Genomic DNA, 23,964 nt, shown 5'->3' on the forward strand with positions numbered 1-23,964 from the left:
GTCCAACAGATCACTTGACCAGACCGATATCAACGCAATTCAGGCGCTGTATGGCTCCTCAGATCAGACCGCAGCGTTGATTCAGGCGATGGCGAGTCACGTTCCTGTATCGTCAGCGAGTAGTACTTCGGTCGCTGCGGCGGAACAGGCGTCGCAGCATGTCCAGTTGATTGCCGGGGCCCACTAGCTAACTCCAAGTCCGCAGGCGATGACGCTTTGTCGCCTGGGAAGCTTGGGGTTCGGAAATCTAAATATAAGATCTCAAATGATCGAAAAGTTGCATTTAATTTCGGGGCTGCCGCGCTCGGGGTCGACGTTGCTCTGCGCTTTACTGCGTCAGAATCCCCGTTTCTCCGCTGCGATGACGAGTCCCGTCGCCATGCTTTGTGGAGCGATTCACGGAAAGATGTGCGGCGGAGAGTTCAGTACATTCTTCGATGATAATAAGCGAGCAAATATTCTTCGAGGAGTATTTGAATCCTACTATCTAGGCGTTACCGCCGACCAGGTTGTCTTTGATACTAATCGAACATGGACTGGTCGAGCATCGTTGCTCGCTGCTTTATATCCTCAGGCACGCATTATCTGTTGTGTACGTGAAGTCGGGTGGATTATCGATAGTGTGGAGGCAATGCTGGCAAAAAATCCACTCCAACTATCTAGGATGTTTAATTTTCAGCCGGGTAGTTCCGTCTATGCACGTGCAGAATCCTTGATGGAGACGGAGCGTGGCTTGATCGGGCATCCCTGGAGCACACTTCGTGAGGCATGGTTTGGCGCAGAGGCGAGGCGTCTCATTCTCGTTTCTTACGAGCGATTGGTGCGGGAACCCGAGAAGATCTTGAAATCGCTCTATCATGAAATCGGTGAGCCGTGGTTTGAGCATGACTTCGAAAACGTGGTCTACGACGAACCCGATTACGACTCTCATCTTGGGATGCCTGGTTTGCACAAGGTACGGAGCAAAGTTGAGTACCAATCCCGGAAGCCCTGTATTCCACCAGACCTCTTCGCTAAATACGCTGGAACCAGCTTTTGGGAAAAGCCAGACCTCAACACGAGAAAGGTAACGTTGCTATGAATGACGACCTTGTCAATGAACCGGTCGGATTTCGATTGAGGTATAGCAGGTGAACGCCCCTGAAAAAAAAGCAGAATTTGCACACGCTCCGGTTGACTCGGCACTGAGTTGCCTGGTCACCATTGCACGATTCCACGGTATCGCTACGGATGCCGCTCAACTTCGCCACGCTGCAGCTCAAGGCGATCGACCGTTCGATGCCGACATGTTGATCCTGTGTGCCCGCTCGATCGGTTTGAAGGCCCGCATTGTGCCGCTACGGATTGATCGACTAGATAAGTCGCCACTGCCGGCGCTGTGCCTCGACAAAGACGGCCAGCACTTCATCATTGCGCGTCGTGACGGACAGTCAGTGCTCACGTTCGAAGCCAATGCAACCCAGCCTGCGCTCCATTCGCTGGAGGAGGTAACCCATCGCTCGACGGGACGCATGCTTCTTTTCACCTCCCGAGCTTCCCTCACTGGCGAACTGGCGAAGTTTGATTTTTCGTGGTTTATCCCGGCCGTCGTCAAGTACCGCAGACTGTTGTTGGAGGTGTTGGCGATATCGTTCGTCTTGCAGGTATTCGGTCTCGTGACGCCACTGATGTTCCAGGTGATCATGGATAAGGTGCTCGTCAATCACACCTACAATACGCTGGCCGTCGTTGGGATCACCCTTTTTCTCAGCTCGACCTTCGAGGTGGCTCTAACAGGCTTGCGAACGTATATCTTTTCACACACGACGAACCGGATCGATGTGGAACTCGGCGCTCGCCTGTTTAAGCATCTCATCGCTTTGCCGCTGGCGTACTTCGGTGTACGCCGTGTGGGAGATACAATCGCCAGAGTTCGAGAACTCGAAAACATTCGAAATTTTCTGACAGGTCAGGCACTGACCGCCGTCATAGACCTGTTCTTCTCGACCGTGTTCATTGCCGTCATGTGTTTCTACAGCGTATGGCTCACGATCGTGGTCGTGCTCTCCCTGCCGATCTACGCTGGCGTGTCCGCTTCCATCGTTCCGGTCTTGCGTCGCAGACTCAACGAGAAATTCGCACGAGGTGCCGACAATCAGTCGTTCCTCGTCGAAACCGTGTCGGGCGTCGAAACGGTGAAGTCGATGTCGGTCGAACCGCAGTTCGCCAAGAAATGGGAGATGCAACTCGCAGCGTATGTGGCGTCAGGCTTTCGTGTCACGCAACTAGGTAACGTCGGCCAGCAGTTGATCCAATACATCGGCAAACTCGTCTCGTTGGGAACACTTCTGCTGGGCGCCAAGTTCGTGATCGACGGCAAGCTGACGATCGGTGAACTCATTGCGTTCAACATGATGTCGCAGCGCGTTGCCGCCCCCGTCTTGCGGCTCGCGCAGCTCTGGCAGGATTTCCAGCAAGTCGGAATTTCGATGAGTCGTCTGGGAGACGTCCTGAATACCCGCACCGAGCTGCGCAAAAGCAGTCAATCAATGTCGGCGATCAAGGGCGACATCCGGTTCGAGAACGTACGCTTCCGATACCGTCCGGACGGCCAGCCGGTTCTGGACAATGTGTCGCTGGACATACGAGCGGGGCAGGTCACAGGCATCGTTGGTCGATCAGGATCTGGAAAGAGCACGCTAACCAAACTTCTACAACGTCTTTATGTGCCCGAGCAAGGGACAGTGCGTATCGATGGCGTCGACCTAGCGCTCGCTGATCCTGCGTGGCTTCGGCGGCACATTGGTGTCGTGCTACAAGAAAATTACCTGTTCAACCGATCGCTCCGAGAAAATATCGCTTTGGCTGATCCTGGTGCCCCGATGGCAGCCATCATGCACGCTGCCAAATTGGCAGGGGCGCACGACTTCATTTGCGAACTCCCGCAAGCCTACGACACGCTCGTGGAAGAACACGGCAACAACCTTTCCGGTGGGCAACGACAGCGCATCGCCATCGCCCGTGCACTGTTGTCCAATCCTCGCATCCTCATTTTCGACGAGGCGACCAGTGCGCTCGATTTCGAGACTGAGCGAGTCATCCAGAACAACATGCGAGCAATTTGTGCGGGGCGCACGGTGATCATTGTCGCCCACCGCCTTAGCGCGGTTCGACATGCGGACCAGATCGTTGCGATGGATAAAGGACACATCGTCGAACGCGGCACGCACGATCTCTTGCAGTCGACTGGTGGTTACTACGCCCGCCTGCTGTCTCTTCAGGCGGGGTGATCGCGATGTCGATTCGCTTACATGCATTTCTTGATCTCTTGCGCCGATATCGATCTGTTTGGGCGGCAGCATGGATCATCCGCCATCAGCTCGATGGTCCCGCCAAGCTTGAATATGAGCTTGCCTTCCAGCCCGCTCATCTTGAGTTGGTCGAAACACCCGTGCACCCAGCCCCTCGCTGGACCGCTCGATTGATCATGCTGCTTGCTGCAGCGGTTGTTTTGATTGTCTGCTTTGCAAAACTCGACATTGTCGCGACCGCGAGCGGGAAGCTCGTTCCAAACGCAAAGGTGAAAATCATTCAGCCGGCGATTACGGGCGTGGTCAGGGAGATAGCTGTTCAGGATGGTCAGCGAATGAAGGCCGGGGATCTCCTTGTGAAGCTCGACACGACTCAAGCGGCCGCAGATGAAGACAATGCGAAATCGTCCAAGCTGGATGCGGCGTTCGTTATCGCTCGATCGCAAGCGCTGTTGACTGCACTGCAAGTGCATAGAGAGCCGGAGGTCGCCAGGGTCGACGGTGCCTCTCCTGAGCGTCAGGAAGAAGCACAACATCTCGTTGATGGCTCATATCGGGAGTATGAAGACAAGCTGAATTCGGCATGGGCCGAACTCGCAAAACGGGAGGCCGAACTTGACAGTACCCGGCAAGAAATCGCCAAGCTGGCCGCCACAGCACCTCTTGCTCGGACCCAAGCGGATGACTACAAGGCACTGTCTGCCGACAAGTATGTCGCAAAGAACGACTACCTCGACAAGGAACAGACCGCGTTGAACCAGGAGCACGAACTAGCGGCACAGCGCAGCAATGCGCACGAACTGACAGCGGGCATAGCGGAGCAGCGAGCGGACATTGCGCAGACGGTCTCACAGTTCCGCCGGGAGCAACTCGATGATTTGGAGAAGGGTACCGAACAGTTGAGGCAGAGCACGAACGACGAAACCAAGGCGCATACCCGGCAAGCTCTGCTTAGCTTGACATCCCCAGTCAGCGGGACGGTTCAGCAACTCGCTACGCACACGCTGGGTGGCGTCGTCACAACCGCTCAGGCGTTGATGGAAATCGTTCCGGATGATGCAGTTGAAGTCGAGGCTACTGTCGAAAACAAAGACGTGGGTTTCCTGAAGGTTGGCCAGCGTGCAGCGGTCAAGCTCGATGCCTTCCCCTACAGTCGCTACGGCATGCTCGAAGGGACTGTGGTCGATTTGTCCAACGATGCCGTACAGGACAAGAAACTGGGGCTTGCCCTCACGGTTCGCATCCGGCTGAAATCCAATCGGATGCGAATCGATGACCGTTGGATCGCATTGACGCCTGGCATGACTGTGAAAGCAGAGATCAAGACGGGTAAGCAAACCGTTGCCCAATATCTGCTTGGCCCACTTCTCGAAGACGTTCAGGAGAGCATGCATGAGCGTTAAGCCATCGACATGGCTGTTGATCGCCGCAGCCGGAGTGATATCTGTCATCTCGCCTACGGTCCATGCCTTTGATCCGTTACGAGCTGAACAATCGATTCCTGTCAATGCGGCCGACGACATGGTCCCGGCCAATAGCACCTGCGAATTCGGTCCATTGAGCAACCCTTTGACACTAGAAGATGCGGTCGAACGTGCTCTGTGCCGTAATCCCAAAACCCGAGAGGCGTGGGCGGACGTCAAGGGTCAGGCCGCGGCGGTCGGCGTGGCAAGAGCGGCATACCTGCCGACCATCACCGGAAACTGGCAAGGTGTTCGGGATAGCTCGGTCACGGACATCACGGCTCATCCGGCACTCAGCTCAAATTACTCTGCAACCGTTCGCTCTGAAGGTGTGTCTCTAAATTGGCTTCTATACGACTTCGGAGGGCGAGAAGCGGCGCTGAAGAATGCCTCCTCGTTGCTGGAGGCCGCGCAAGCAACACAAAACGCCACGCTGCAATCGACGTTTGCTATGGTCGCCAAGGATTACTATGCAGCGCAAGCAGCACATGCGGCTCTCGATGCAGCTCGAGAAATTGAGGTAATGACGAGGCATAGCGCTACAGCATCGCAGGCCAAAGTCGACAACGGGGTGGCGCCTATTACTGATGCATTACAGGCGCAATCGCAGGATGAGCAGGCGCTCTTGAATCTCGCCAAGGCGCAGAGTGACGCTCAATCGACGATTGGCACGTTAGCTGTAGACATGGGCTACGATCCGTCCGCCGTAGTCGACTTGCCCGACGTCACGGATACCGTAATTCCTGCCAAGACCTTCACCGAGTCTCTCGCACGATTGATTGATGAGGTGAAGCGTACGCATCCCAGTGTCGTGGCCGCGCAGGCACAGTACGACGCTGCTGTCGCCAAGCTTGCCCAAACTCGGGCACAGGGATTGCCGAGCATTAGTCTCGTCGGGAAATACAATCGGGACAATCAGCCTCAAAGCTTGGGGCTGGGATTGCCTTCGTACCCGTCAACCGGGCACGACGCCTACATCGGCATTCAGGTTTCCATCCCGCTATTCGAAGGGTTCGGGAAAAGCTATCAGATTGATCAGGCTCGTGCTGTGGCGGAGCGGCAGCAAGACACACTTGAGGAAACCCGACTCAAGGTTGGATTGGACGTTTGGAATAGCTATTACGCGCTGGAAGCTGCGTCCGAGAGCGCAGCCCATAGCAAGTCATTGCTGACGCTCGCTCAGCAAGCCTATACCGCGGCCGAACACCGCTACAACGTTGGCGTTGGCAACATCCTCGAATTGCTCAATACGCAGACAACCTTGGCTAATGCCAAGGAGCGCAGAATTCAGATGCTGACAGACTGGGACAACGCCCGCATTGACTTGGCTTCGAAGCTTGGGCGCTTGGATATGTCTTCTATCTCTACACTTGGAGCGCGCTGAAAATGCACGAGACCTGGAATTCGCATTTGCTCGTAGTCGTCACTGGTCTTTATTCGGCCACTTAGATAATTGACGATTAGATTAACGATCGCGACCATCCGCAAACGGGTCGCGTTCAGTCTACTAGTAATCGAATGGACGTGCTTCGAACTTCACCATTCCATCACCATACCCGCGGCTCCATACATCTCCCGCTCTTTGCCTGAGGTCTTTACGGCGAACGACGCATCAGGAAGCCTGTGCAGGCGAGTTTGCGTGCAAACCAATCCTGTAACCTTCGTACCGCGCGCTTTTCGCGATCTCCCTGTATGAGCGGCGTTACCCCATTTTTTTAACAAAGAGTGCCTGCATCGAGTACCTGGTGTGCCAGCCTTTTCGAGCTTTGGCACGTCGCTCGCGTGCCATTGGAAAGCACGCCCTAGATCGCCACCGACCCAAACGAACGGAGACTCATAAAAACGCAGTAGTGCGTGCGAGGGGATGGGCGTGGCCGTAGTCAATCCTCCAGCATACATTCACTATTAGCCAGGCTCCGTCCGCTCATGGCCGACTCTCCGAATCGTATAGAGTCATTTGCGGCTCGCGAACGCATCTCCAATCTGCCGCGCCCGTTTCACTTCGTCGCTGTGCAGATAGATCGAAGTTGTGGAAACCGAAGCGTGCCGCAGGTTGTCGCGTACCGTGGTGAGTTCTGCGCCGCGCCCGAGCGCATGCGTCGCATGCGTATGCCGCATCCAGTGCGGACTTGCGCAACGTAGTTTCCCGGCAAGTGGGGCGTGATCAGCCTCAATCGCCTTCGCGGCCAGCAGGAAGAAGCGGCGCATCACCATCCACAGGCGCGCGCTGCTGATGGTGTCAACACAATCCGCGTCCAGGCTGCCGATCACTGGCGTTGGCGGTTTCCAGTGCAGCTGCGTGACCGGTAGCCCGCGTTCGGCCAGATAGCGCGCGAGTGCATCCCACGCAAGCGGCGGCAGAGCCACGCGCGCCAGCTTCTTTCCCTTGCCTGTCACCCGCAGCCAGTGGTCGCCACGCGGATCGGTTTCGATGTGGCCGAGCGTGGCGCCGACGAGTTCGCTTGCACGAAGTCCGGTCGCATAGCCAAAATCGAGCAAAAAGCGCAGTCGCTGCGCTGCGGGTCCCGACCACCCAGACGCCCATTCCAGTCCATCCGCGATCGTGCGCACGAGCGCCCATTCCCCTTCGGTGAACGCATGCGAGACGTCGAGCACATTGGAACCCGACGCATCGCGCACCTTCACGCCCGCGAACGGGTTGGCCAGCACGTAGCGCTGCTCGATGAGCCAGCGGAACAGGGCGCCCAGGATCGACAGCGCGTGGGCGACCGACCGGGGCGAAAGACTCCCGTTGAACGGCCGCCAGTCGGGCGAGGACCGTGGGCGGACCGGGCCGACCCAGCGGGCGTGGGGCGAGGGATGGCGCAGGAAGGCGCGATACGCGATGGCATCTTCGGTAGTCAGCGAAGACAGCGCCCGGCCGCGCTCGACGATCGCCCACAGGATCAGCCGTTCCGCTTCCTTGCGGTAGGTGCGCTGCGTCGCGGGCGACTCGTGCAGCGAAAGCCAGGTCTGCACGGCCTCATAGTCGTTGGCCGCATCGAGCGTGCACGTGGCGGCGGGCGCGCGGAATGTGCCTTCGGAACCATCGACCTCGTGCGGCAGGCTGATCGACTCCCACGGCACGATGGGACTTTGCCGGCTGGCCACGATCAGCGCGCGTGCCTTTTCGGTGAGTGCGGGCCACGCCGCGAAAAAGGCCTCGATGGCGCGGGCGCTGGCCGCACCGAGCCCTGGCACGAGCATCCACCACTGGCGGCGGCGCGGAATGCGCACGGTCAGATCGGCAAGCGTCGCGATGCCATACGCCTGCAGTACCCGCACGGCGCGCGGGGCGAACCACTGCGCGATCTCGTCGGCGATCTGCGGCTCGGGCGGCCGGACGGTACGCAGAGCATCGATGGCCTGGGCGACCGCCTTCGCGTGCTGTGCGCGCTGGTCCGCGGGATGATCGAACAGGGCGGCCAGATCGTCCCGATGTGCGGCGCGCGCCAGCGACACCAGCCGGCGCCGGATGCGCCCGAGTACGCCGCGGGCCGATTTTCCGTTACCCAGTGCCGAAGGCAGGTAGCGCTCGACCGCGGGCCGCACGGCCACGCCCGCGTACCAGGCGCGGAGCACGGCGAGTTCGGCGGCATCGGGAAACCCGGTCGGTTCGTGAACAACGGGATCAGCCGGAGCAGGCAGGGAGGTGTGACGCGTTTTCATACACCCGAGTTTACTCGATAAATACACAACTTATGATAAGAATAGTTATCTTAATAGCGCGATTCGATGGCACGTTTTCAGAAAAATTTGTTCCACGGCACTGAGCCGACTCCAGCCAGATTCCGCGCGTAGCGTGAAGCCGGCGGCGCATCGGGTTTGCCGCACAGCGGGATTGATGCCAGGATGGGTACGTTGCCGGATCTTTCCGGGACGTCAGAACAGCATCTCCTTCACGATATGGCCGTCCGCTTCGAACTCGTTGCCCTCGCACTGCCCGCCGGCTGCGCCCCCGAATCGCTTCCGCCGCCCGTCGCCGCCCTCGTCGCGGCCTGCTGGCCTGGCATGAGCCGCGCGCAGCTGCTTGATCGCGCGCGGCGCGTTGCCCTGCGCATGTCGTTGCGCGCTCGACCTGAAGCCGGGCCTGCCGGCCTGCAACTGTATTCATTGGTGCTGGTCGCGGAGGGCGTCCGGGCCGAGCTCGTGGCCCACGTGCGCCGTCTCTCGCGCGCCGTCGTACGGCACGCCGAGCAAAGGTCTCGCTTCCGCCCCTGCGCGATGAGCGACAGCAGGGACTTTTTTTCTAGCCGTTCATTTGTGGTGCGGGCGGCGTAGCCAAGGAATATCGCCGGAAGTGCCGCGCCACCGAGACGCAGAGAATTGACGGCGGGGGCAACTTGGTCCTGCCAACGGCGGGGGGCGAGCTGGATCAAGGATGCGATGAGCCGCGACAGGTTTCTAAGTAGCTGATCCGCGCTGCTTTGTGGGGCCGGTACGAATTTCACGTCCGGACTGCATCAGCTTTCACATCGGACGATGATCGGGATGGCCGCCAGCGTGAACTCGGGCATCGTGCGCACGAGCCGCATCCGAGTCGATAAGCGTCCGTCGTGAGCATGATTGTGTTACCGCGGAAAAATGTGCTGTACTGCGACTTCACAGTCTGCAGGCGACGCGAGCGCGAACACCGCCAATGCCAATGTTCAAATCTTCGATGATCACGTTGCGCATCGCCAATCAGGCATGCAATCAAAACTCGCCTCGATAATGTCTGCCCGAGTTGCTAGCAGGTATTAGGTGTTAGCGATAGAGCTGCGTATTGCGACGAAACTGCGCCCGTGCATCGAAACCGTGCGCGATAAATAGCTCCGGGCATGGACTGGCCATGCAGGGCGCGCTCTGCCATTTATCATTCAGGAATCAGTCAGGAGCTTGTGCCGATGTCGATCTCGTCGGGCGTTCGCTTTCAAGGAAGACGGGGCAAAGGACTCGCCGCACAGTATTTTGCAACGTGCCAGGCGGCGTGGTTTGTAGCGGTCTATGGCGGCGCGCGCGGGAGCGCGGTTCCCGCATTGGTCTGCGCGGCAGTGTTGTTGAGCTGGCACCTGCTACGCGCAGCCAAGCCCTTGGACGAGGCTCGAATCGTTGCACTTGTGACGATGGTCGGGTGGACGTGGGACAGTCTGGTGGCGCAGACAGGCTGGCTTGCATACCCGGGCCACGCAATCGGTACGGTGCATGCGCCGTTGTGGATCGCCGCGCTCTGGGCGCTCTTCGCGATACAGCTCAACGTGGTGTTTACCTGGTTGCGGGGGCGATGGTGGCTTGCTGCCGCCCTGGGGGCCGTGGGCGGGCCAATGTCGTTCCGCGCAGGCGCGGCGCTGGGTGCTGTGCGCTTCGCCCACCCGGAGGCGGCAATTTGCGCGTTAGCTGCCGGTTGGGCCGTACTCATGCCGGCGGCGGTGTGGGTTGCCAGCCGCTGGGATGGTGTAGCGGGGCCGCCGGAGCCGTCGGACGCTCAGACGTAGCGGGTGCCGTGACTCTTCCGTATCGCGAGATCGGCGAGCGTGCGATGCAGGCCTGGCCATGCGAACTCGTATCCGGATGTCAACGCAACGCGCGGCTCGACGAGGCGGCCCTTGAAAAGCAGGTCGGCCATTTCCCCAAGACACAGCCGGGCAGGTGCCTCTGGAAGCCGGAGCCGGACGCGTTGTCCGAAGGACTGTGCCAGACTTTCTGCGAATTCCGCTTGCGTGCTGCTGGCGGGTGCAACCACGTTGACCGGTCCGCTGATCCGTTCGTTTTCGATGGCGAAGCGGATAAGACCCACCGCATCGGCGATGTGAACCCACGGAAAATATTGGCGGCCGGAACCGAGCACGGTTGCGAGGCCCAGACGCGCCATCGCGGCCTGCATCGGCCATGCACCACCGTCGTTGCCCAGCACGACGCCGAACCGCATGCGCGCCACGCGCGTGCCGAGTCCTTCCGCTTGCATGGCGGTCTTTTCGATCACTGCACACAGATCGGACTGAAACTGACCGGGCGTGCCTGGCGAGGATTCGTCGCAAGGCGCATTGCCTTGCTCGTCCGGGCAGCCATACCAGCCGACAGCCGATGCGCTGACGAATACACGAGGCGGCCGCGTCAGTCGGCGCATCAGCTCAATCAATGCGTGTGTTATATGGGTGCGGCTATTGATGAGCGTCTGACGTCGTCCCGGCGTCCACGGGGGCCCGATTACGCGCGCGCCGGCGAGGTGCACGCAGGCATCGACAGGTTCGTCTTCCATCACCTCCCGGAGGTCTTCAATAACTCGCACATGTGCGCCAAGCACCGCGCGTGCGTCTTTGGCGTGCCGCGACAGCGCGATGATCGTGCAGCCGTCGCGAGATAAGGCAGCCGCAAGGTTCCGGCCGATGAAGCCGGTGGCGCCGGTGATGAGAACGGTGACAGGCATGGCTGCAGCTCCGTTTGAATTCTCAGGCGATATCGCTGAGCCGGACCCGCGACCACCAGGCCGAGAACGAATGGCAATCGCGGTCGGGATCGGTGAAAGCACGTGGCGCCGCACGCAGTGAGAAACTATCGAAAGCGCGTCCGAGATGCGGATCCCAAATCCCGTCCACCGAGCGTGCCTGACGCAACGTGTCCACGATGGACTCTGCCCCGTCGAACCATCGGACGCTGGCGACCTGCGCCATGCGCGCGGCGACGCAATGCCAACGTCGCGTGCTCCATGGCCGACGGCTGTGATAGTGCGCATCGCACACCGCCACCGGGATGCGGCCTGGTGGTGGATCGGCAAGCGTCCACGGATTCACGAGCCAGATGTCGCGGCTTGCAATGTCGTGGGCGCGGGCTGGTGAGAAGCTGTCTCCCGGCGGCGACGGCCAGAGGGCCGGCGGCTCTACGCCGGTGCGGCGTCCGGGGATCGCAGTGTGTGGCCATGGCGCCCGGCCTGCGGCGATGGCGTCGAGGGTGGCGTAATCGATGTCGAGCGGTGTGCCGTCGACGTGCCACGCCTGTGGTGCGAATCGCCGTACGTTTTCGGCGTTGAACAGATAAGGCTTCCGGCTTGCCGTTCCCGCTACCCACTGCCATGAGAGATGATTGCTGGCGAGATCTCCATCGACGAGATAAGCCAGCATCCACTCTGCCCCGGCGCTCCAGTGCACCCTGCGCAGATGGACGAGATAGGAGGCCAGCCATAGACGTGCATGGTTATGCAGCCAGCCGGTTTCGTACAAGGTGCTCACAGCGCGGTCGATCACGGCAAGCCCGGTGCGCGCCTCCAGCACGTCTTCGGGGACTGCGGACACATATTCGCGATCCGGCAGGGGGCCGGCATGCAGCGAGCGCTCAATTGCCTCGCGCTCGCGCAACCACAGATAGCGATAGAATTCGCGCCAGCCCAGTTCGAACACCAGTTTGTGATTCTGCTCAAGGCCGTATGCCGTGCGCAGATAGCGGATCACGGCGGCCACGCTCAGCACGCCATGGGTGAGATAGGGAGAGAGCCGCGTCACGGCGCCGTCCAGGTGGTTGCATGAACTGGCGTAGTCCGCGGGGCGTATGGCCCGCAATCTGGCCATCGCCGCCTGTGGCGTGAGTTCTAGAGTGTCCACGTCGGTCACTGCGTCAAGGCTCCCGCGCGAATCGAGGCGGCCCGCGCCGTGATGCGCATGCGCTCATCGGCGCCGACCCGCGCGAGATTGCGCACCTGCATCGTCATGCGCGGGTTGGCGGCCAGCAGCGCTTCGTGGCGCATCAAGAAATCCCAATACAGCGTGGTGAACGGACAAGCGTGTTCGCCCGTGCGCTCGGCCGGCCGGAACCTGCAACGGCCGCACAGGCTGCCTGCGCTCATCCGCTCGATATAGCGGCCGCTCGCGATGTACGGTTTGCTCGCCATCAGGCCGCCATCGGCTGCCTGGCTCATACCGAGCGTGTTGGGAAGTTCGACCCACTCGACGGCGTCCACATACACGGCGAGATACCAGGCGTGTACCGCGCGCGGGTTGACGCCCAGCAGCAGCGCATAGAGCCCCGTCACCATCAGGCGCTGGATGTGGTGGGCGTAGCCATGTTTGAGCGTCTGCCCGATCGCGTCGGCGAGACAGGCCATCGGCGTGTGCCCGCTCCAGTAGAAGTCTGGCAGCGGCAGTTGAGCGTCGAGCGCGTTGCTTTCGATGTAGCGCGGCATCTGTGTCCAGTAGATGCCGCGTACGTACTCGCGCCACCCAAGGATCTGGCGGACGAAACCCTCGACGCTTTCGAGTGGCGCGCGTCCTTCGATCCAGGCTGTTTGAGCGGCGCCCACGACTTCGCGGGGCGCGAGCAGTTTCAGGTTGAGCGCGGCCGACAACTGGGAATGCCATAGCCACGGCTCGCCGGGCCAGAGTGCGTCCTGCCAGCGGCCGAAAGAAGGAAGGCGTTGCGCGACAAATCGTTCAAGCGCCTGCAAGGCCTGGTCTCGCGTGACGGGCCAGGCGAAGGTCGCAAGCTCCCCTGGATGTTCGGCGAAGCGTTGTTCGACCAGCGCAAGGACTTCGCGCGTGAGGGTGTCGGGTTCGAAGCGCGGCAACTCGGGCAGCCCGGCCGGACCAGTACGGGCGAAAGCGTTGCGATTCTCGTCATCGAAGTTCCAGCGGCCGCCGCACGGCTCTTCGCCATCCATGAGGATCGCATGACGCTTGCGTAACTCACGATAAAAGAATTCGAGCCGCAACTGCTTGCGCCCACGCGCGTGGGCAGCAAATTCGCGCACCGTGCACAAGAAATGGCGATCCTCGCGCACGTCAAGCGCCAGCCCTCGTGCTGCCGCTGTTTCGCGCAACGCGCCAAGGACACGATAATCGCCGGGCGCAGTCATCACCAGCGATTCGGGTGCCAGGCGGTCGATGGCGGCGAGGAGTTCGGCGGCAAGGGTGCCCCGATTGGACCTGTCATCGAGGCGTGTGTAGTGAACCGTGCGGCCCGCGCGCGCCAGCGTCACGGCGAAGTGCCGCATTGCCGCGAGGAAACAGGCAATGCGCGGCTTGCTCGACCAGACGTGGGTGGACTCCTCGGCCACTTCGGCCATCCAGACGGCATCGCGCGCCGGGTCGAAATCGTCGAAGGCGCTCGCATCGGGATCGAGCTGGTCGCCCAGCACAAGCACGAGGCGGCGTGTCATTTTCGCGCCCGTTGCCGGCGGCGCCGGCATGCGTTCGAACAATAGCGCACGTCGGCCCAGTTCCTCGCCCACGCCCGCCGCCATGTCATCGCCCGGCCGCAGACTGCACATGGCTTGCACGGCAGTCCGGCCTTGTTGCCCTTGAAGCCGTTGGATTCGCTCATTTGAACAACTCCATTTGCCCGGAGGAGGGCCGGGGCGCCTGGCGGCGGCGTTTGCCGCTCTGGGCGAGGCCGCTTCGGCGCGAACCGTGCCGCTGCTGGATTGCTTCGGCCTCCTCACGTGCTGCGATAGTTCGGCGCAGTGCAAACATCCGGTCTTTCGCGCGGGCAAGTGCCGCCCGTTCATCCACGATCGGCGCAGGATAGTGTGCGGTTCCGTACTCGGGCACCCACCGTCGCACGTAGTTGCCGGTGGGATCGTGATTGAAGGCCTGTCGGGCAGGCGAATAGATGCGCAGCGTATTGATGCCGGTCGTCCCGGACTGCATCTGCATCTGGCTCCAGTGAATGCCGGGCTCGAAGTCGAGAAACTGGCGTGCGAGATGCAGACCGGGCTCGCGCCAGTGCAGCCACAGGTGATAGGCCGCGAAGCTCACGAGCATGGCCCGCATGCGGAAGTTCAGCCAGCCCGTGGCGATGAGCTGACGCATGCAGGCATCCACCATCGGATACCCGGTGCGCCCCTCGCGCCATGCATCGAAGTAATCCCGGTTGAATTCACTCTCGCGCAGTCCGTCAGCTGTTCTGGCGAGATTGAGCCGCTCGATCTCCGGCTCGCTCTCAAGCTTTTGGATGAAGTGGCAATGCCAGCGCAATCGTCCTGAGAAGCCGCGAAGATGCCACGCGAACTGGCTGGCGGTGACGTCGCGGCTGCCTTGCAATGCGCGGATGCGTGCCTCCGTCGCCTGATGAACCTGTCGCATCGAGAGGGTCCCGAACGCCAGATGCGCGGAAAGTCGCGAACATGCCCGCTCTGCCGTGAGCGGACTCGAAAGCTCAGCCCGATAGCAACGACCTCGCCGGTGGAGAAAATCGTCCAGTGTCGCCCACGCAGCTTCCTCACCGGCCGGCGCAAGCGCTCGCGCCGCGGGCAGCCCCAACTCGTGCAGCGACGGAAACGTACCGCGGCTGAGCCCGGTGACCCCGCGCGGCGCCTTGGGATGCACGAGCGCCCCATTCATGCGCACTTGCCAGCGCCGTGCCCAGCCGTCGCGCGAACGAAGGCCGCGAACCACGCCGGTCTGCGCATGCTCCTCCCAGGCGACGCCGCGCTCGCGGCACCACTGGGCGACCCGGCGATCGCGCGCGTAGCTCCACAACGGCCCGGTCTCTTCGTGGCTGAACAGGTGCGTGAAGCCGGTTTCGCGATGCAGCGCCTCAAGCACCTCGGGCATCGGGCCCACGCGGATCAGCAAGGGCAGACCTGATTCAGCGAGTGCTGCCGACAGTGAGTCGACGCAAGCGCCTAGGTAAGCGACGTGCTGCGGATCGCATTCGGGGCTGGCGAGCCACTCAGGCTCGATTACCACGAGCGCGAAACCGTCCTCGCTGGCCGCCGCAGCCGCGAGCGGCGCATGGTCATGAATGCGCAGGTCGCGCTTGAACCAGACTAGCGCGCGCGCCATGGCTGGCCGGCTAGCCGGTGGTCGATTCGAGCGTGACGGTTCGCGCCTGAGGATTGTGGGCGCAGGAACGCTACGAAAAAGGGCATGAAAAATCTCCGCTCATCATGAGTCTTAATATAAACTCATTTGAGCGTGGTTGACACGATTTTTTTCTTTTGCTCGCCTAAAATACTGTGTGTGAGTCAGTGTAGTGACTCGGAATGAGGTGTAATTTGGAATCGCTTTTGGCTGTATCCGTCACATTGGAGAGCAAGGCTTCCGACTTTAAGGAGCGCACATGACTCACCGTGTGGCGATAGTGGGCGCAGGGATGGCTGGCGTGACCTGCGCGCAGCGCCTGACGGACGCCGGTCAGGAAGTCGTGATCTTCGAGCGCAATGCAGACGTGGGAGGGCGCATGCGCACATGGCACGCTGGCGGGTTGCACTGCGACCACGGCGCCGCGTTCTTCACGGCGCGAGACGCGAATTTCGCCAATGTCGTGAAGGGTTGGTGCGAGGCGGGCCTTGCTGCGCCGTGGCGGGGCCGCTTCGTTGCCTTCGACGCCGCCGGCGTCGCTCAACCGGTCGCCGACATAGGCCGGTTTGTCGGCACTCCCTATATGGATGCCGTCTTTTCAACAACGGTCACGGGGCTGCGTGTCGAAACCGGACGGACGGTATGCGCGCTCGCGAAAGTCGACGGCAAATGGCAGTTGACCACGCGGGAAAACGGTCGGTACCCCGCTCTCTTCGATGCGGTCGTGCTGGCTGTGCCGCCAGGCGAGGCTCGCGAATTGCTGCATGAGGCATCGCCCGCGCTTTCCGTCGTGGCCGACCGCGCGAGCATGCGTCCGTGCTGGGCGTTGATGCTCCGCTATCGGACGCCGCTGGAGTTGGGCTTCGAGGCTGCATTCGTGAACGGCGGCCCGCTGCGCTGGATGGCGAACGATGGCGCCAAACCGGGCCGCCGCGACGAGGGAACCTGGGTTCTACACGCAAGCGCCGAGTGGAGCGACCGGCATCTTGATTCCAGTCCCGAAGCCGTGACAGAGGCATTGATGCCGGCGTTCGTCGCGTTCGGCGCCGGGTTTCCCGACGCGTCGGCGGCGTATCTCTGGCGCGATGCGGAGGCGGTGATCGAGTCCGGCCCGGCATCGCGCGGGTACGTCTGGCGGGACCTGGAGCGGATTGGTCTGTGCGGGGACTGGTGCAGCTCAGGTCGGGTGGAAGGCGCGTGGCTGAGCGGGTGGAGTCTGGGGCTGGCGGTACAGTCGTGTCTGGCGCGCGGTGCGGCTTGATCGGTGCCCGATGCAGTGTGCGTCCGACTTCACCGCACAGAGATGAACTCAAATACTTCAGGGTGTGAACACAATGAAAACTGGCTTGCTTCGCTCTTATGGACCGTGGGTCATTCTGGTTGCCGCAGGCGCCGCGCTTGCGGGATGCGCCGCGTTTGCAGGCGGACCAAGAGGCAACGAAAACGTGCCTGCGCCTGCCAGGACGGTGGAACTCGATCAATACCTTGGGCGCTGGTATGAACTGGCCCGCTACGACAATCGCTTCGAGCGTGGCTGTGAAGGCGTGACGGCCGAGTACTCTCGGCGCGATGACGGTTACATCGGGGTAAAAAACACTTGCCGGGTCGGCTCGCCGGATGGGGCCGCACGCGAGTCGCTGGGTCGGGCTAAAGTCGTGCCGGACAGTGGCGGCGCGAAGTTGAAAGTGTCTTTCTGGGGCCCATTTTTCGTAGGCGATTACTGGGTCCTCGATCACGCCGATGACTACTCCTGGTCCATCGTCGGAGAACCGTCCGGGCGGTTTCTCTGGATATTGACGCGCGTTGGACGTCCTTCCGACTCTCTAACCGAAACGCTTTACAAGCGGGTTGCCGCGCTGGGTTATGACACGTCGCTGCTCCGTCGTACTGCGCAGCCGGGGTGATGGGTGGGTGGCGGGAGGCGCCGCCGTCACGGCAGGGTGCCTGGGTCATGACTCCAGTTACACCCTGAGTTGTGCGAGGCCTCGGCGGGTTAGTTGCCGGTTGATCCTACTTTCCCTTTGTGCCCAACAGATAGAGGAATTCGCGGCGCAGTGCGGCGTCTTCGAGGAAACGTCCACGCATGACGCTACTCGTCATTTTCGCACCATCGTCTTTCGTGCCTCGCCAGTGCATGCAGTAGTGGTCGGCCTCGATAACGACCGCGAGGCCGTCGGGGCCGATCCTGCGTTCGAGCAGGTCGGCGATCTGCTTGACGGCCTCCTCCTGAATCTGAGGTCGCGCCATGACCCAGTTCAGAAGACGCGAGTACTTGGATAGCCCCGGTAAATTCGAATGCGCGTTCGGGAGCATGCCGATCCACGCGTGCCCCATGATCGGGCAAAGGTGGTGTGAGCAGGCGCTGCGTACGCGCAGCGGCCCGATCACCATGAGTTCGTTCAGTTGCTCGATATTCGGGAATTCCGTGACCGGAGGCGCAGCCTCGTAACGCCCTACGAACACCTCTCGCACAAACATCCTGGCAACCCGCTGTGCCGTGTCACGCGTGTTGTGGTCGGCGTCGACGTCGATCACGAGGGCGCGCAGCGCGCTTTCGAGGTGGCCTGCAACTTCATGCTGCAAGGCATCTAGTTCGCCCTCGCGCAGATGTGCGGCGATATTGTCGTTTGCGTGAAAACGGTGCCCCGCACGGCGCAGACGCTGACGAATGATCTGCGATAGAGGCGCGCCTTCGACGACCTCGGTGTCGATGACGGCCTGTGAGTCGATTACGGCGCCCATAGCGTTATCCTGTTGAGTGGAGTCGGGATCAGATTCGTGAGTCGCTCACGAGGCCTGCGAGGGCGGCTCCATCACGTCCCAGCCTTCCTGCCTCGCGACTTCGGCAAGCGCGTCTTCGAACATGCGCACGGCCCGGTTGGCGGCGTCGCCCAGGTGCCGGTGCAGCAACGCGTCGGCGGGCGAACGTGACAGACATTGGTTGCTGTAGTCCTCGAAGGCGGACAACTGGATCACCAGTTCAGCCAGATGCTTCGGGCATTCACAGGCGATCGCGGTGGACAGTTGGGCCAGTCGGGCGAGTGTGGCGTCGCCAAAGCGTCGCGGCGCCCGCAGCCAGAGGCTCCGGGCGCTGGCTTCGTCCAGATTGCGTTGTCGCAAGAAGGTCGCGAACTCGGCGAGCACTTCGCCCGCACGCAGCAGACCATCCGGGCGCTTCTTGAGCGTCATACCCTGCAGTGCGGCGAGTTGTGTCGCCTCCTGAGTACCGAACGCGAACACCACCATGACCTCGCTCGCGCCTATGCGCGTCGCGGCTTCGGCAAGCTGGCCAACCGTTTCAGGGTAGAGCGAAGCCACGCACGCGATCAGGCCGGTTGCGAAGGCGTTGCTGTTGAGCACGGCGTCTAACGATTCAAAACATGCCACGTCGCATTCATTGGCCTCCAACTCGCCAAGGCCGACTGCAACGATCGTCACCGCGCCTGCGCCGCTCTCGGGTGTCGTACCGGGTTGGTCTTTCGCCTTGCTGGTCAGCAGCGTTTGAAGCGCGGCACCTTCGAGGCGCGCAATCGACCCAATCGCATGGCCGCGGCCAACCAGCGCCTTGAGCAGCCGCAGGCGGTCCACATCCTCATCGGAATAAAGCCGCTGGCCGGCTGCGCTGGTCGGCGGAGAGATGACGCCGTAGCGCTGTTCCCAGATGCGCAGCGTCGCTGCAGGCATGCGCGCCAACTTCGCCGCCTCGCCGCTCCTGTATCGACGACTTGTCGCATCTTCTTTGCTCACGGCGCACCCTCCCACTTTCATTGCGACTCAATTTGATGCTACATCCTAACTCATAAAGTCGAGATGTGGCAAAAAGTTCTAACTCATCGTCACGACTTTCCTTGAATCAGGCCGCGATGCGCCTTTCCTTACGGGGCTGTCGAGCGTGTTCTGAAGAGCCATAGCGGTCTCTAATGACCGTATTGGCGAAACTGATCACGCCAGCAAGGCACCGTGCCCGAAGGTCGAACATGGGACTTCCCGATGCCCCGTCCGTGGCTGACAAGCTCCGGTCTATATGGGGCCGCCGGAAAAACGGGAGACGTGAAAGTTTTGTGGATGTTGTCATAATCCGTAAAGATCGCATTTTCGTCTGCGAGAACGTTTGAATGTCTCGCTACGCCGTCTAACATCCGGCTTTTTCATCAAAATCAAGTCTGATACTAACAATTATCAGACTTGAAGATGTTCGCAAACATTATCCATCGATCTTGTTTGCGAACGTTCAGCCCGTTAAACATGGGCCGCCGCGGGCGCTCACGCAGCAGATGTTCTGTCCGGGTCAACCGACGCTGTGACCATCCGCCGACTTAACGTGATCTTGGGGGTAGGGGGCGTCGACGACCGCGCAGCGAGCACGACAAAACGAATCGAAACCGCCTATGCAATTCTGAAAGGCCAGGGTAGAGTAATTACTGGCTTTTCGCCAGGGCGTTCTCGGCCCGAGTTACAACCGGCTCATCGAGTTGCGACAACGTCGCAAGTTTTTCCCCTGTCCATGTGAACCGCCAGAAATGGGTTCCGCGGCTAAACGGTTGATACGCGGGGCTAACGTTTTTGGAGTGTTCATCATGAACCGGCGGAATTCCGTCGTGCGCTCTCGCGCCGACTTCCGAGCACTCGTGCTCGCGATCCATTCGGCTACGGCCGTCAATCTCCCCGTCAAGCAAGCTCACGTCGCTGAAGCATTGGCACGCGGCTACGATCAGCCGAAACACGCATCGATTATCGCTGCGCTCGACGCTGGCGTGGTCTACCCGAAAGAATCGTTTGGCACGCTGCGTTTCGTTGAGCGTCTCGCCGAACTGTCGGGGGATCCGGGCATGGCTGCCGTTGCAGGTCTGGCAGTGCAGGGCCTGAAACTCTCGATCGAACTCGAGCGCTATTCGGCCGGCCGGGAAGCCGCACACCGCTATACCGATCGCGCTTACGAAGCTCGCGTCAAGATGCCCAGTCCGAAGAACTCGCCCGTTGCGGCCGAATTCTTTGTGCCGACCGACTTTTCTAGGAGCGTCAGCATTGCTTCGGCGCACGAGTTCAAGGTCGACGACGGTAAATACGCGGTGACGCGTGACCGCAATGGCAAGGATCTGTTGCGCGCTGCGATGGTAGACGGCCAATGGCGCGGCAGCGTGTTCATTCAGCCGGAACCGGGGCAGACGGATGACTCGCGCAGTCTGGGTTCGGTGCGCGCAGCGCTTGCTCGGGCAATCGCGCCGGCAGCAGACCCGTGGGTACGTTGCCAGATCTTCCGCCCCGACCGGTACGACGAGCGTGCGTGGCGCGTGGAGCTCTCGCTCGGTCATATGGCGAAACAGATGGCCGGTGCGCTCGATCTGGTCTTCGATATTCCGCAGAAACCCGGTCGTAAGGTTGATCCCGAGCGCGGCGGGCTTTTCGACCTTAACCCGGCGACGAAGGTACATCGTGGTCGCTTCACGGGCGGCGTATGGACCGCAGACCTTTACTCGAACGGCATTCCCGAACGCGAGAATCCGGTGTCCATCGCTGAGATGCAGAGGTTGTTCGTGCGCAGCGTGAGCGAGCGCCTGGACCTTAGCTAATTGGATAGCACCGACGGTGCGCGGCGCAAGCGCGCCGCACACCCGGCAATCGCGACAAAACGGCTGAATGCAGAACGGCGGATAAAATGATTGAAAACGTGACACCCGAGCTCGTGGCGCGGCTGTTTCCCGAGCCGCCGAGCGACGGCATTGTATTGACGCCGCCCCTGACGATTGATCCCGCGCTCGAGGCGACGGGAATCGACTTCGGTGGCACGCGCTTTGTGGTTTTCTTCGCCGACGTGCTGGTCTACGCAGGCGGCGATCAGGCGCTGCTTGAGCAGACAGCGCAGTCGTGGCACGTTGGAATGGTGCCGGCGCCCGGTGCGCGTCTCGTGAAATTCCTGCGCATCGAGGCGGACAAAGAGAGTATGTTCAACCCGAAGGCGTGGCCCTTGCCGGATCCGGAGATGATCTGGCAGTTCATGGACATTCTCTCCGAGGCGCTGGTTCGCCACGCTGAGACCTTCCCGGATGTGCCGCAGTATTTCTATATGCCGCAGTGTAAAGAACTCGACTCGCTCTATAATAGGATGTCACGCCGTTTTGACGTGCATGCGAAAACTAGGGTCGCGTTCCATTGTGTGGCGCAGCCCGCCGACGAAGAGGGGGGATTTTATGGCTTTGAACGCATCTAACAGGCTTCGCCCTCGAGTCATCGCGTTGCAAAAGCGTGGTCTGGCCCTTCTTATCGAGCGCACGAAGACGGCTTTTGCGAACGGCACGGTACAGAGTGAGCCGTTGGAGCCAGTCTATCGATGCGAAATCCGCGTTCGATCGCGGCGAACGGCTAACCCGGCCAAGACCTGACGAAAACCACCCACCGGGTGGTTTTTTTTCGCCCGCCGCTGGCCGTTGAGGCGCAACGCGGGCCGGATTCATTTCAGTGCGCCGCGGCTGGCGTGGCCCCGATGTTCGATATATGCGGTCGCAACATGACTGCGCGCCTCACGGAGCAACTTCGAGCCATTGGCTGTGCACGGGGAAGATCTATCCGGGCACAAAGCATGTATCGCGGGCGGCGTCGGTGGAATGGGCTAATGCTTGACAACGCTCCGAGCTGCTCGCGCGAGGAATATCTCCCAGCCGGAGAGTGCCTGCTTTCATACTGGCTCCGGGGGTATGGCTTTCACGACCGGCTTCGCGTCGGGAGACGAGACGGAGCAGAGCAAGTGCCGGATAAACTGGGGCAAGACGCGGCATAGGTTGATCCGGCTCTCCAGCTCAGCCCGGTAGGTGGCTAGCTTGGCGTCATCGAAGTGGCCGCCAAGATGAAACAGCGCTGGTCCCTCCAGCGAAATCCGGTTGGTAATCGTCGCTGTCCCGCAATGGCTGAACGCGTTGTAATAGCTCTTGCGCTCCTGAAGCTGCACCACTGCGACCGAGAAGACTCCTAGCGTCTCCGCATTCCATTCGAGCTGATCGATAGCAAGAAAGCCCCGGGTCAGGTCGTGGCTGTTGTTGAAGCATTCCCAGTAGATAGCCGTCACAGCCTTGGAGTTTTTATTCTTACGCTTGAGGATGACGGGCATCTCCGCTGCACAGAGAACCGAGATGGCAATGCCCTCAATGACCTGACGCATGAGGTTGCCCGACGCCGGAAACTTGCCAGTCAGCAGCAGCTTTGTAGACGTTAGCAGATCGTCCAGCACGCCGAACACGAACGCGCCGACCAGCGCGGTGCGAACCGTTTCGACGGCCTTGGCGGCGTCGTTGAGTTTGCCCATCAGCACGAAGCAGTCAGCGAGCACGTTGCACAGTTCGTGGATCCGGTCGCCCAGATGCTCGCGAAACTGGTCCTTGACCCATCCGTCGTCATCGAACAGTTCCTTCATGAGGGCGTCGGGATCGGTGGCGTCGATGGTAGGGGGTGTCATCAGCATCGCTCCCTGCGCGAGGTTCTGATCGAGCATTCGGTAGGCACGCAAACCCTTGCCGGGCGGGCGTTCCCGCGAAGTCTCGCATCTCGCCCTGAATCTGCCAAGCAAAATGCAGAGTCCAGTAGATAGCCGCAGTTATCAGATGTCGTGAATTCCTGTCGGCAGGAAAAAATCGCTTTCGCATGCGTAGGACGCAATGAAGTGTCACTGGCGCGATTCCTACCAGACGGCGCTTTACCCTGCAAAAGTGACGTTTTTGCTTGCACTCCAAGCGCAATAAAAACGTCACTTCAGCTCAGTCCGTATTAAATACGACACTTCGCCCCGCAGTGAGGCAGGGAGGAGTTCCGGCGGCTCGATCAGCGTGTTTGCAGTTTCGTTGAAAAACGCAGCTATTTCGCTAATCGCCGATTAGCGACGGGGCTGTACTTTTATGACGATGTCGCCGAGTGGATGCCGCCGTCAGTGGCAGTTCTCTGACGCTGCGTCAGGCGCTAGTCGGCCGAGGGTGTGTAAAAACGCGCAGAATGGCCGACCGGTGACGCCCAGTAAGTCGCGCAGTTGCTTTCGGCCGAGGTGCAGGCAGATGAAGTGATCACGTTTTACGGGCAAACAGCGTCGGCGCGCGCATTCACGCGCCTGCCAGCCTCATCGCTCGCATCGTCTTTGCGAATCCGAGGATCCTGATGACTCGCTTGAGGTTGTATGCCAGCACGTGCAAACTCATTTCAGCCGCAACATGGCCCAAACCGCGAGTCTGGAAGTGGGTTGAGCCCATCCAGTATTTGAGTGTGCCGAACACGTGCTCGACCGTCCGGCGTCGTATCGTCATGGCGTCAAGCTGGCGATCCAGTCTTGACTGCATTGCCTCAAGCACTGCCTCGTGCTCCCATCTTCGAATGCGTCGGTAGTCTGCAGGCGTGCACTGGCTTTTCATCGGGCACTTCGGGCAAGCGCTGCTCCAGTACGTTCGCAGTTCCAGCAGATTGGCG

The 23,964-nt window shown here is 60.8% G+C and carries 21 protein-coding genes; 11 read left to right on the forward strand and 10 right to left on the reverse strand.

Annotated features, from left to right (window positions below; genetic code table 11):
* The 5 genes from BBA01S_RS47935 to BBA01S_RS38420 form a co-directional block, all read left to right on the forward strand.
* Nucleotides 1–187 (forward strand): hypothetical protein (locus tag BBA01S_RS47935; RefSeq protein WP_042298597.1); only part of this gene is annotated, 187 nt, incomplete at its 5' end.
* Between the two features lie 78 nt (nt 188–265).
* A complete protein-coding gene (locus BBA01S_RS45610; protein ID WP_167336092.1) occupies nt 266–1,081 on the forward strand; it encodes a sulfotransferase family protein in 816 nt (271 codons plus the stop codon).
* A gap of 49 nt (nt 1,082–1,130) precedes the next feature.
* A complete protein-coding gene (locus BBA01S_RS44790) occupies nt 1,131–3,269 on the forward strand; it encodes a type I secretion system permease/ATPase (protein WP_084162808.1) in 2,139 nt (712 codons plus the stop codon).
* A gap of 5 nt (nt 3,270–3,274) precedes the next feature.
* Nucleotides 3,275–4,693 (forward strand): HlyD family type I secretion periplasmic adaptor subunit, encoded by a 1,419-nt coding sequence (locus tag BBA01S_RS38415; RefSeq protein ID WP_027821032.1) that lies wholly within the window; start codon nt 3,275–3,277, stop codon nt 4,691–4,693.
* Nucleotides 4,683–6,137, forward strand: a complete 1,455-nt coding sequence (locus BBA01S_RS38420; RefSeq protein WP_042298598.1) for a TolC family protein — start codon at nt 4,683–4,685, stop codon at nt 6,135–6,137. Before BBA01S_RS38415 ends, BBA01S_RS38420 begins: the two co-directional genes overlap by 11 nt.
* Nucleotides 6,138–6,706: 569 nt before the next feature.
* On the opposite strand, the gene BBA01S_RS38425 is transcribed toward BBA01S_RS38420, so the two are convergent.
* Nucleotides 6,707–8,422 carry a site-specific integrase gene (locus tag BBA01S_RS38425; protein ID WP_027821034.1) on the reverse strand — a complete coding sequence of 572 codons (1,716 nt, stop codon included), beginning with the start codon at nt 8,420–8,422 and terminating at the stop codon, nt 6,707–6,709.
* Between the two features lie 183 nt (nt 8,423–8,605).
* Between BBA01S_RS38425 and BBA01S_RS46485 the strand changes: the two genes are divergently transcribed.
* Both BBA01S_RS46485 and BBA01S_RS44795 read left to right on the forward strand, forming a co-directional pair.
* On the forward strand, nt 8,606–9,034 hold the full coding sequence (locus tag BBA01S_RS46485) for a hypothetical protein (RefSeq protein ID WP_245641725.1): 429 nt from the start codon (nt 8,606–8,608) through the stop codon (nt 9,032–9,034).
* Nucleotides 9,035–9,639: 605 nt separating this feature from the next.
* Nucleotides 9,640–10,227 carry a DUF2878 domain-containing protein gene (locus BBA01S_RS44795; protein WP_042298599.1) on the forward strand — a complete coding sequence of 196 codons (588 nt, stop codon included), beginning with the start codon at nt 9,640–9,642 and terminating at the stop codon, nt 10,225–10,227.
* On the opposite strand, the gene BBA01S_RS38445 is transcribed toward BBA01S_RS44795, so the two are convergent.
* Genes BBA01S_RS38445 through BBA01S_RS38460 form a run of 5 tightly spaced genes read right to left on the reverse strand, consistent with a single transcriptional unit; the run spans nt 10,218 to nt 15,504 of the window.
* Nucleotides 10,218–11,159: a TIGR01777 family oxidoreductase gene (locus BBA01S_RS38445; RefSeq protein ID WP_027821036.1), complete on the reverse strand. Its 942-nt coding sequence runs from the start codon at nt 11,157–11,159 to the stop codon at nt 10,218–10,220. The two genes, BBA01S_RS44795 and BBA01S_RS38445, sit on opposite strands and share 10 nt — an antisense overlap.
* A gap of 22 nt (nt 11,160–11,181) precedes the next feature.
* Complete coding sequence (locus BBA01S_RS38450) at nt 11,182–12,336, reverse strand: FAD-binding domain-containing protein (protein ID WP_245641726.1); 1,155 nt, start codon at nt 12,334–12,336, stop codon at nt 11,182–11,184.
* Nucleotides 12,333–13,907, reverse strand: coding sequence for a cryptochrome/photolyase family protein (locus tag BBA01S_RS38455; RefSeq protein WP_042298606.1), 1,575 nt, complete (start codon nt 13,905–13,907; stop codon nt 12,333–12,335). Before BBA01S_RS38455 ends, BBA01S_RS38450 begins: the two co-directional genes overlap by 4 nt.
* Nucleotides 13,874–14,041: a DUF2256 domain-containing protein gene (locus BBA01S_RS46490; protein ID WP_084162809.1), complete on the reverse strand. Its 168-nt coding sequence runs from the start codon at nt 14,039–14,041 to the stop codon at nt 13,874–13,876. The genes BBA01S_RS38455 and BBA01S_RS46490 overlap by 34 nt, the downstream gene beginning before the upstream one ends.
* Nucleotides 14,038–15,504 carry an FAD-binding domain-containing protein gene (locus tag BBA01S_RS38460; protein WP_027821039.1) on the reverse strand — a complete coding sequence of 489 codons (1,467 nt, stop codon included), beginning with the start codon at nt 15,502–15,504 and terminating at the stop codon, nt 14,038–14,040. The genes BBA01S_RS46490 and BBA01S_RS38460 overlap by 4 nt, the downstream gene beginning before the upstream one ends.
* Nucleotides 15,505–15,781: 277 nt before the next feature.
* Between BBA01S_RS38460 and BBA01S_RS44800 the strand changes: the two genes are divergently transcribed.
* Together BBA01S_RS44800 and BBA01S_RS38470 are read left to right on the forward strand one after the other, a co-directional pair.
* Nucleotides 15,782–16,783, forward strand: coding sequence for an NAD(P)/FAD-dependent oxidoreductase (locus BBA01S_RS44800; protein ID WP_042298601.1), 1,002 nt, complete (start codon nt 15,782–15,784; stop codon nt 16,781–16,783).
* A 73-nt stretch (nt 16,784–16,856) separates the two neighbouring features.
* Nucleotides 16,857–17,426, forward strand: a complete 570-nt coding sequence (locus BBA01S_RS38470) for a lipocalin family protein (protein ID WP_027821040.1) — start codon at nt 16,857–16,859, stop codon at nt 17,424–17,426.
* A 106-nt stretch (nt 17,427–17,532) separates the two neighbouring features.
* Here the strand turns inward: BBA01S_RS38470 and folE are convergent, their stop codons facing one another.
* Both folE and BBA01S_RS38480 read right to left on the reverse strand, forming a co-directional pair.
* Nucleotides 17,533–18,264 carry a GTP cyclohydrolase I gene (gene folE, locus BBA01S_RS38475; RefSeq protein WP_027821041.1) on the reverse strand — a complete coding sequence of 244 codons (732 nt, stop codon included), beginning with the start codon at nt 18,262–18,264 and terminating at the stop codon, nt 17,533–17,535.
* 45 nt (nt 18,265–18,309) lie between these two features.
* Nucleotides 18,310–19,269, reverse strand: a complete 960-nt coding sequence (locus BBA01S_RS38480; protein ID WP_027821042.1) for a MerR family transcriptional regulator — start codon at nt 19,267–19,269, stop codon at nt 18,310–18,312.
* Between the two features lie 830 nt (nt 19,270–20,099).
* Between BBA01S_RS38480 and BBA01S_RS44805 the strand changes: the two genes are divergently transcribed.
* Together BBA01S_RS44805 and BBA01S_RS38490 are read left to right on the forward strand one after the other, a co-directional pair.
* Entirely contained in the window at nt 20,100–21,092 is a 993-nt protein-coding gene (locus BBA01S_RS44805) for a hypothetical protein (protein WP_042298603.1), read from the forward strand.
* Nucleotides 21,093–21,178: 86 nt separating this feature from the next.
* Nucleotides 21,179–21,730, forward strand: coding sequence for a hypothetical protein (locus BBA01S_RS38490; protein WP_027821043.1), 552 nt, complete (start codon nt 21,179–21,181; stop codon nt 21,728–21,730).
* A 465-nt stretch (nt 21,731–22,195) separates the two neighbouring features.
* On the opposite strand, the gene BBA01S_RS44810 is transcribed toward BBA01S_RS38490, so the two are convergent.
* Nucleotides 22,196–23,005 carry a hypothetical protein gene (locus tag BBA01S_RS44810; protein ID WP_245641727.1) on the reverse strand — a complete coding sequence of 270 codons (810 nt, stop codon included), beginning with the start codon at nt 23,003–23,005 and terminating at the stop codon, nt 22,196–22,198.
* A gap of 598 nt (nt 23,006–23,603) precedes the next feature.
* Nucleotides 23,604–23,964, reverse strand: a 361-nt coding sequence (locus BBA01S_RS46495; RefSeq protein WP_156966261.1) for a transposase, incomplete at its 5' end; no start/stop codon positions are given.

Origin of the sequence: Paraburkholderia bannensis NBRC 103871, assembly GCF_000685015.1 — a bacterium.
GTDB classification, from domain to species: Bacteria; Pseudomonadota; Gammaproteobacteria; order Burkholderiales; family Burkholderiaceae; genus Paraburkholderia; species Paraburkholderia bannensis.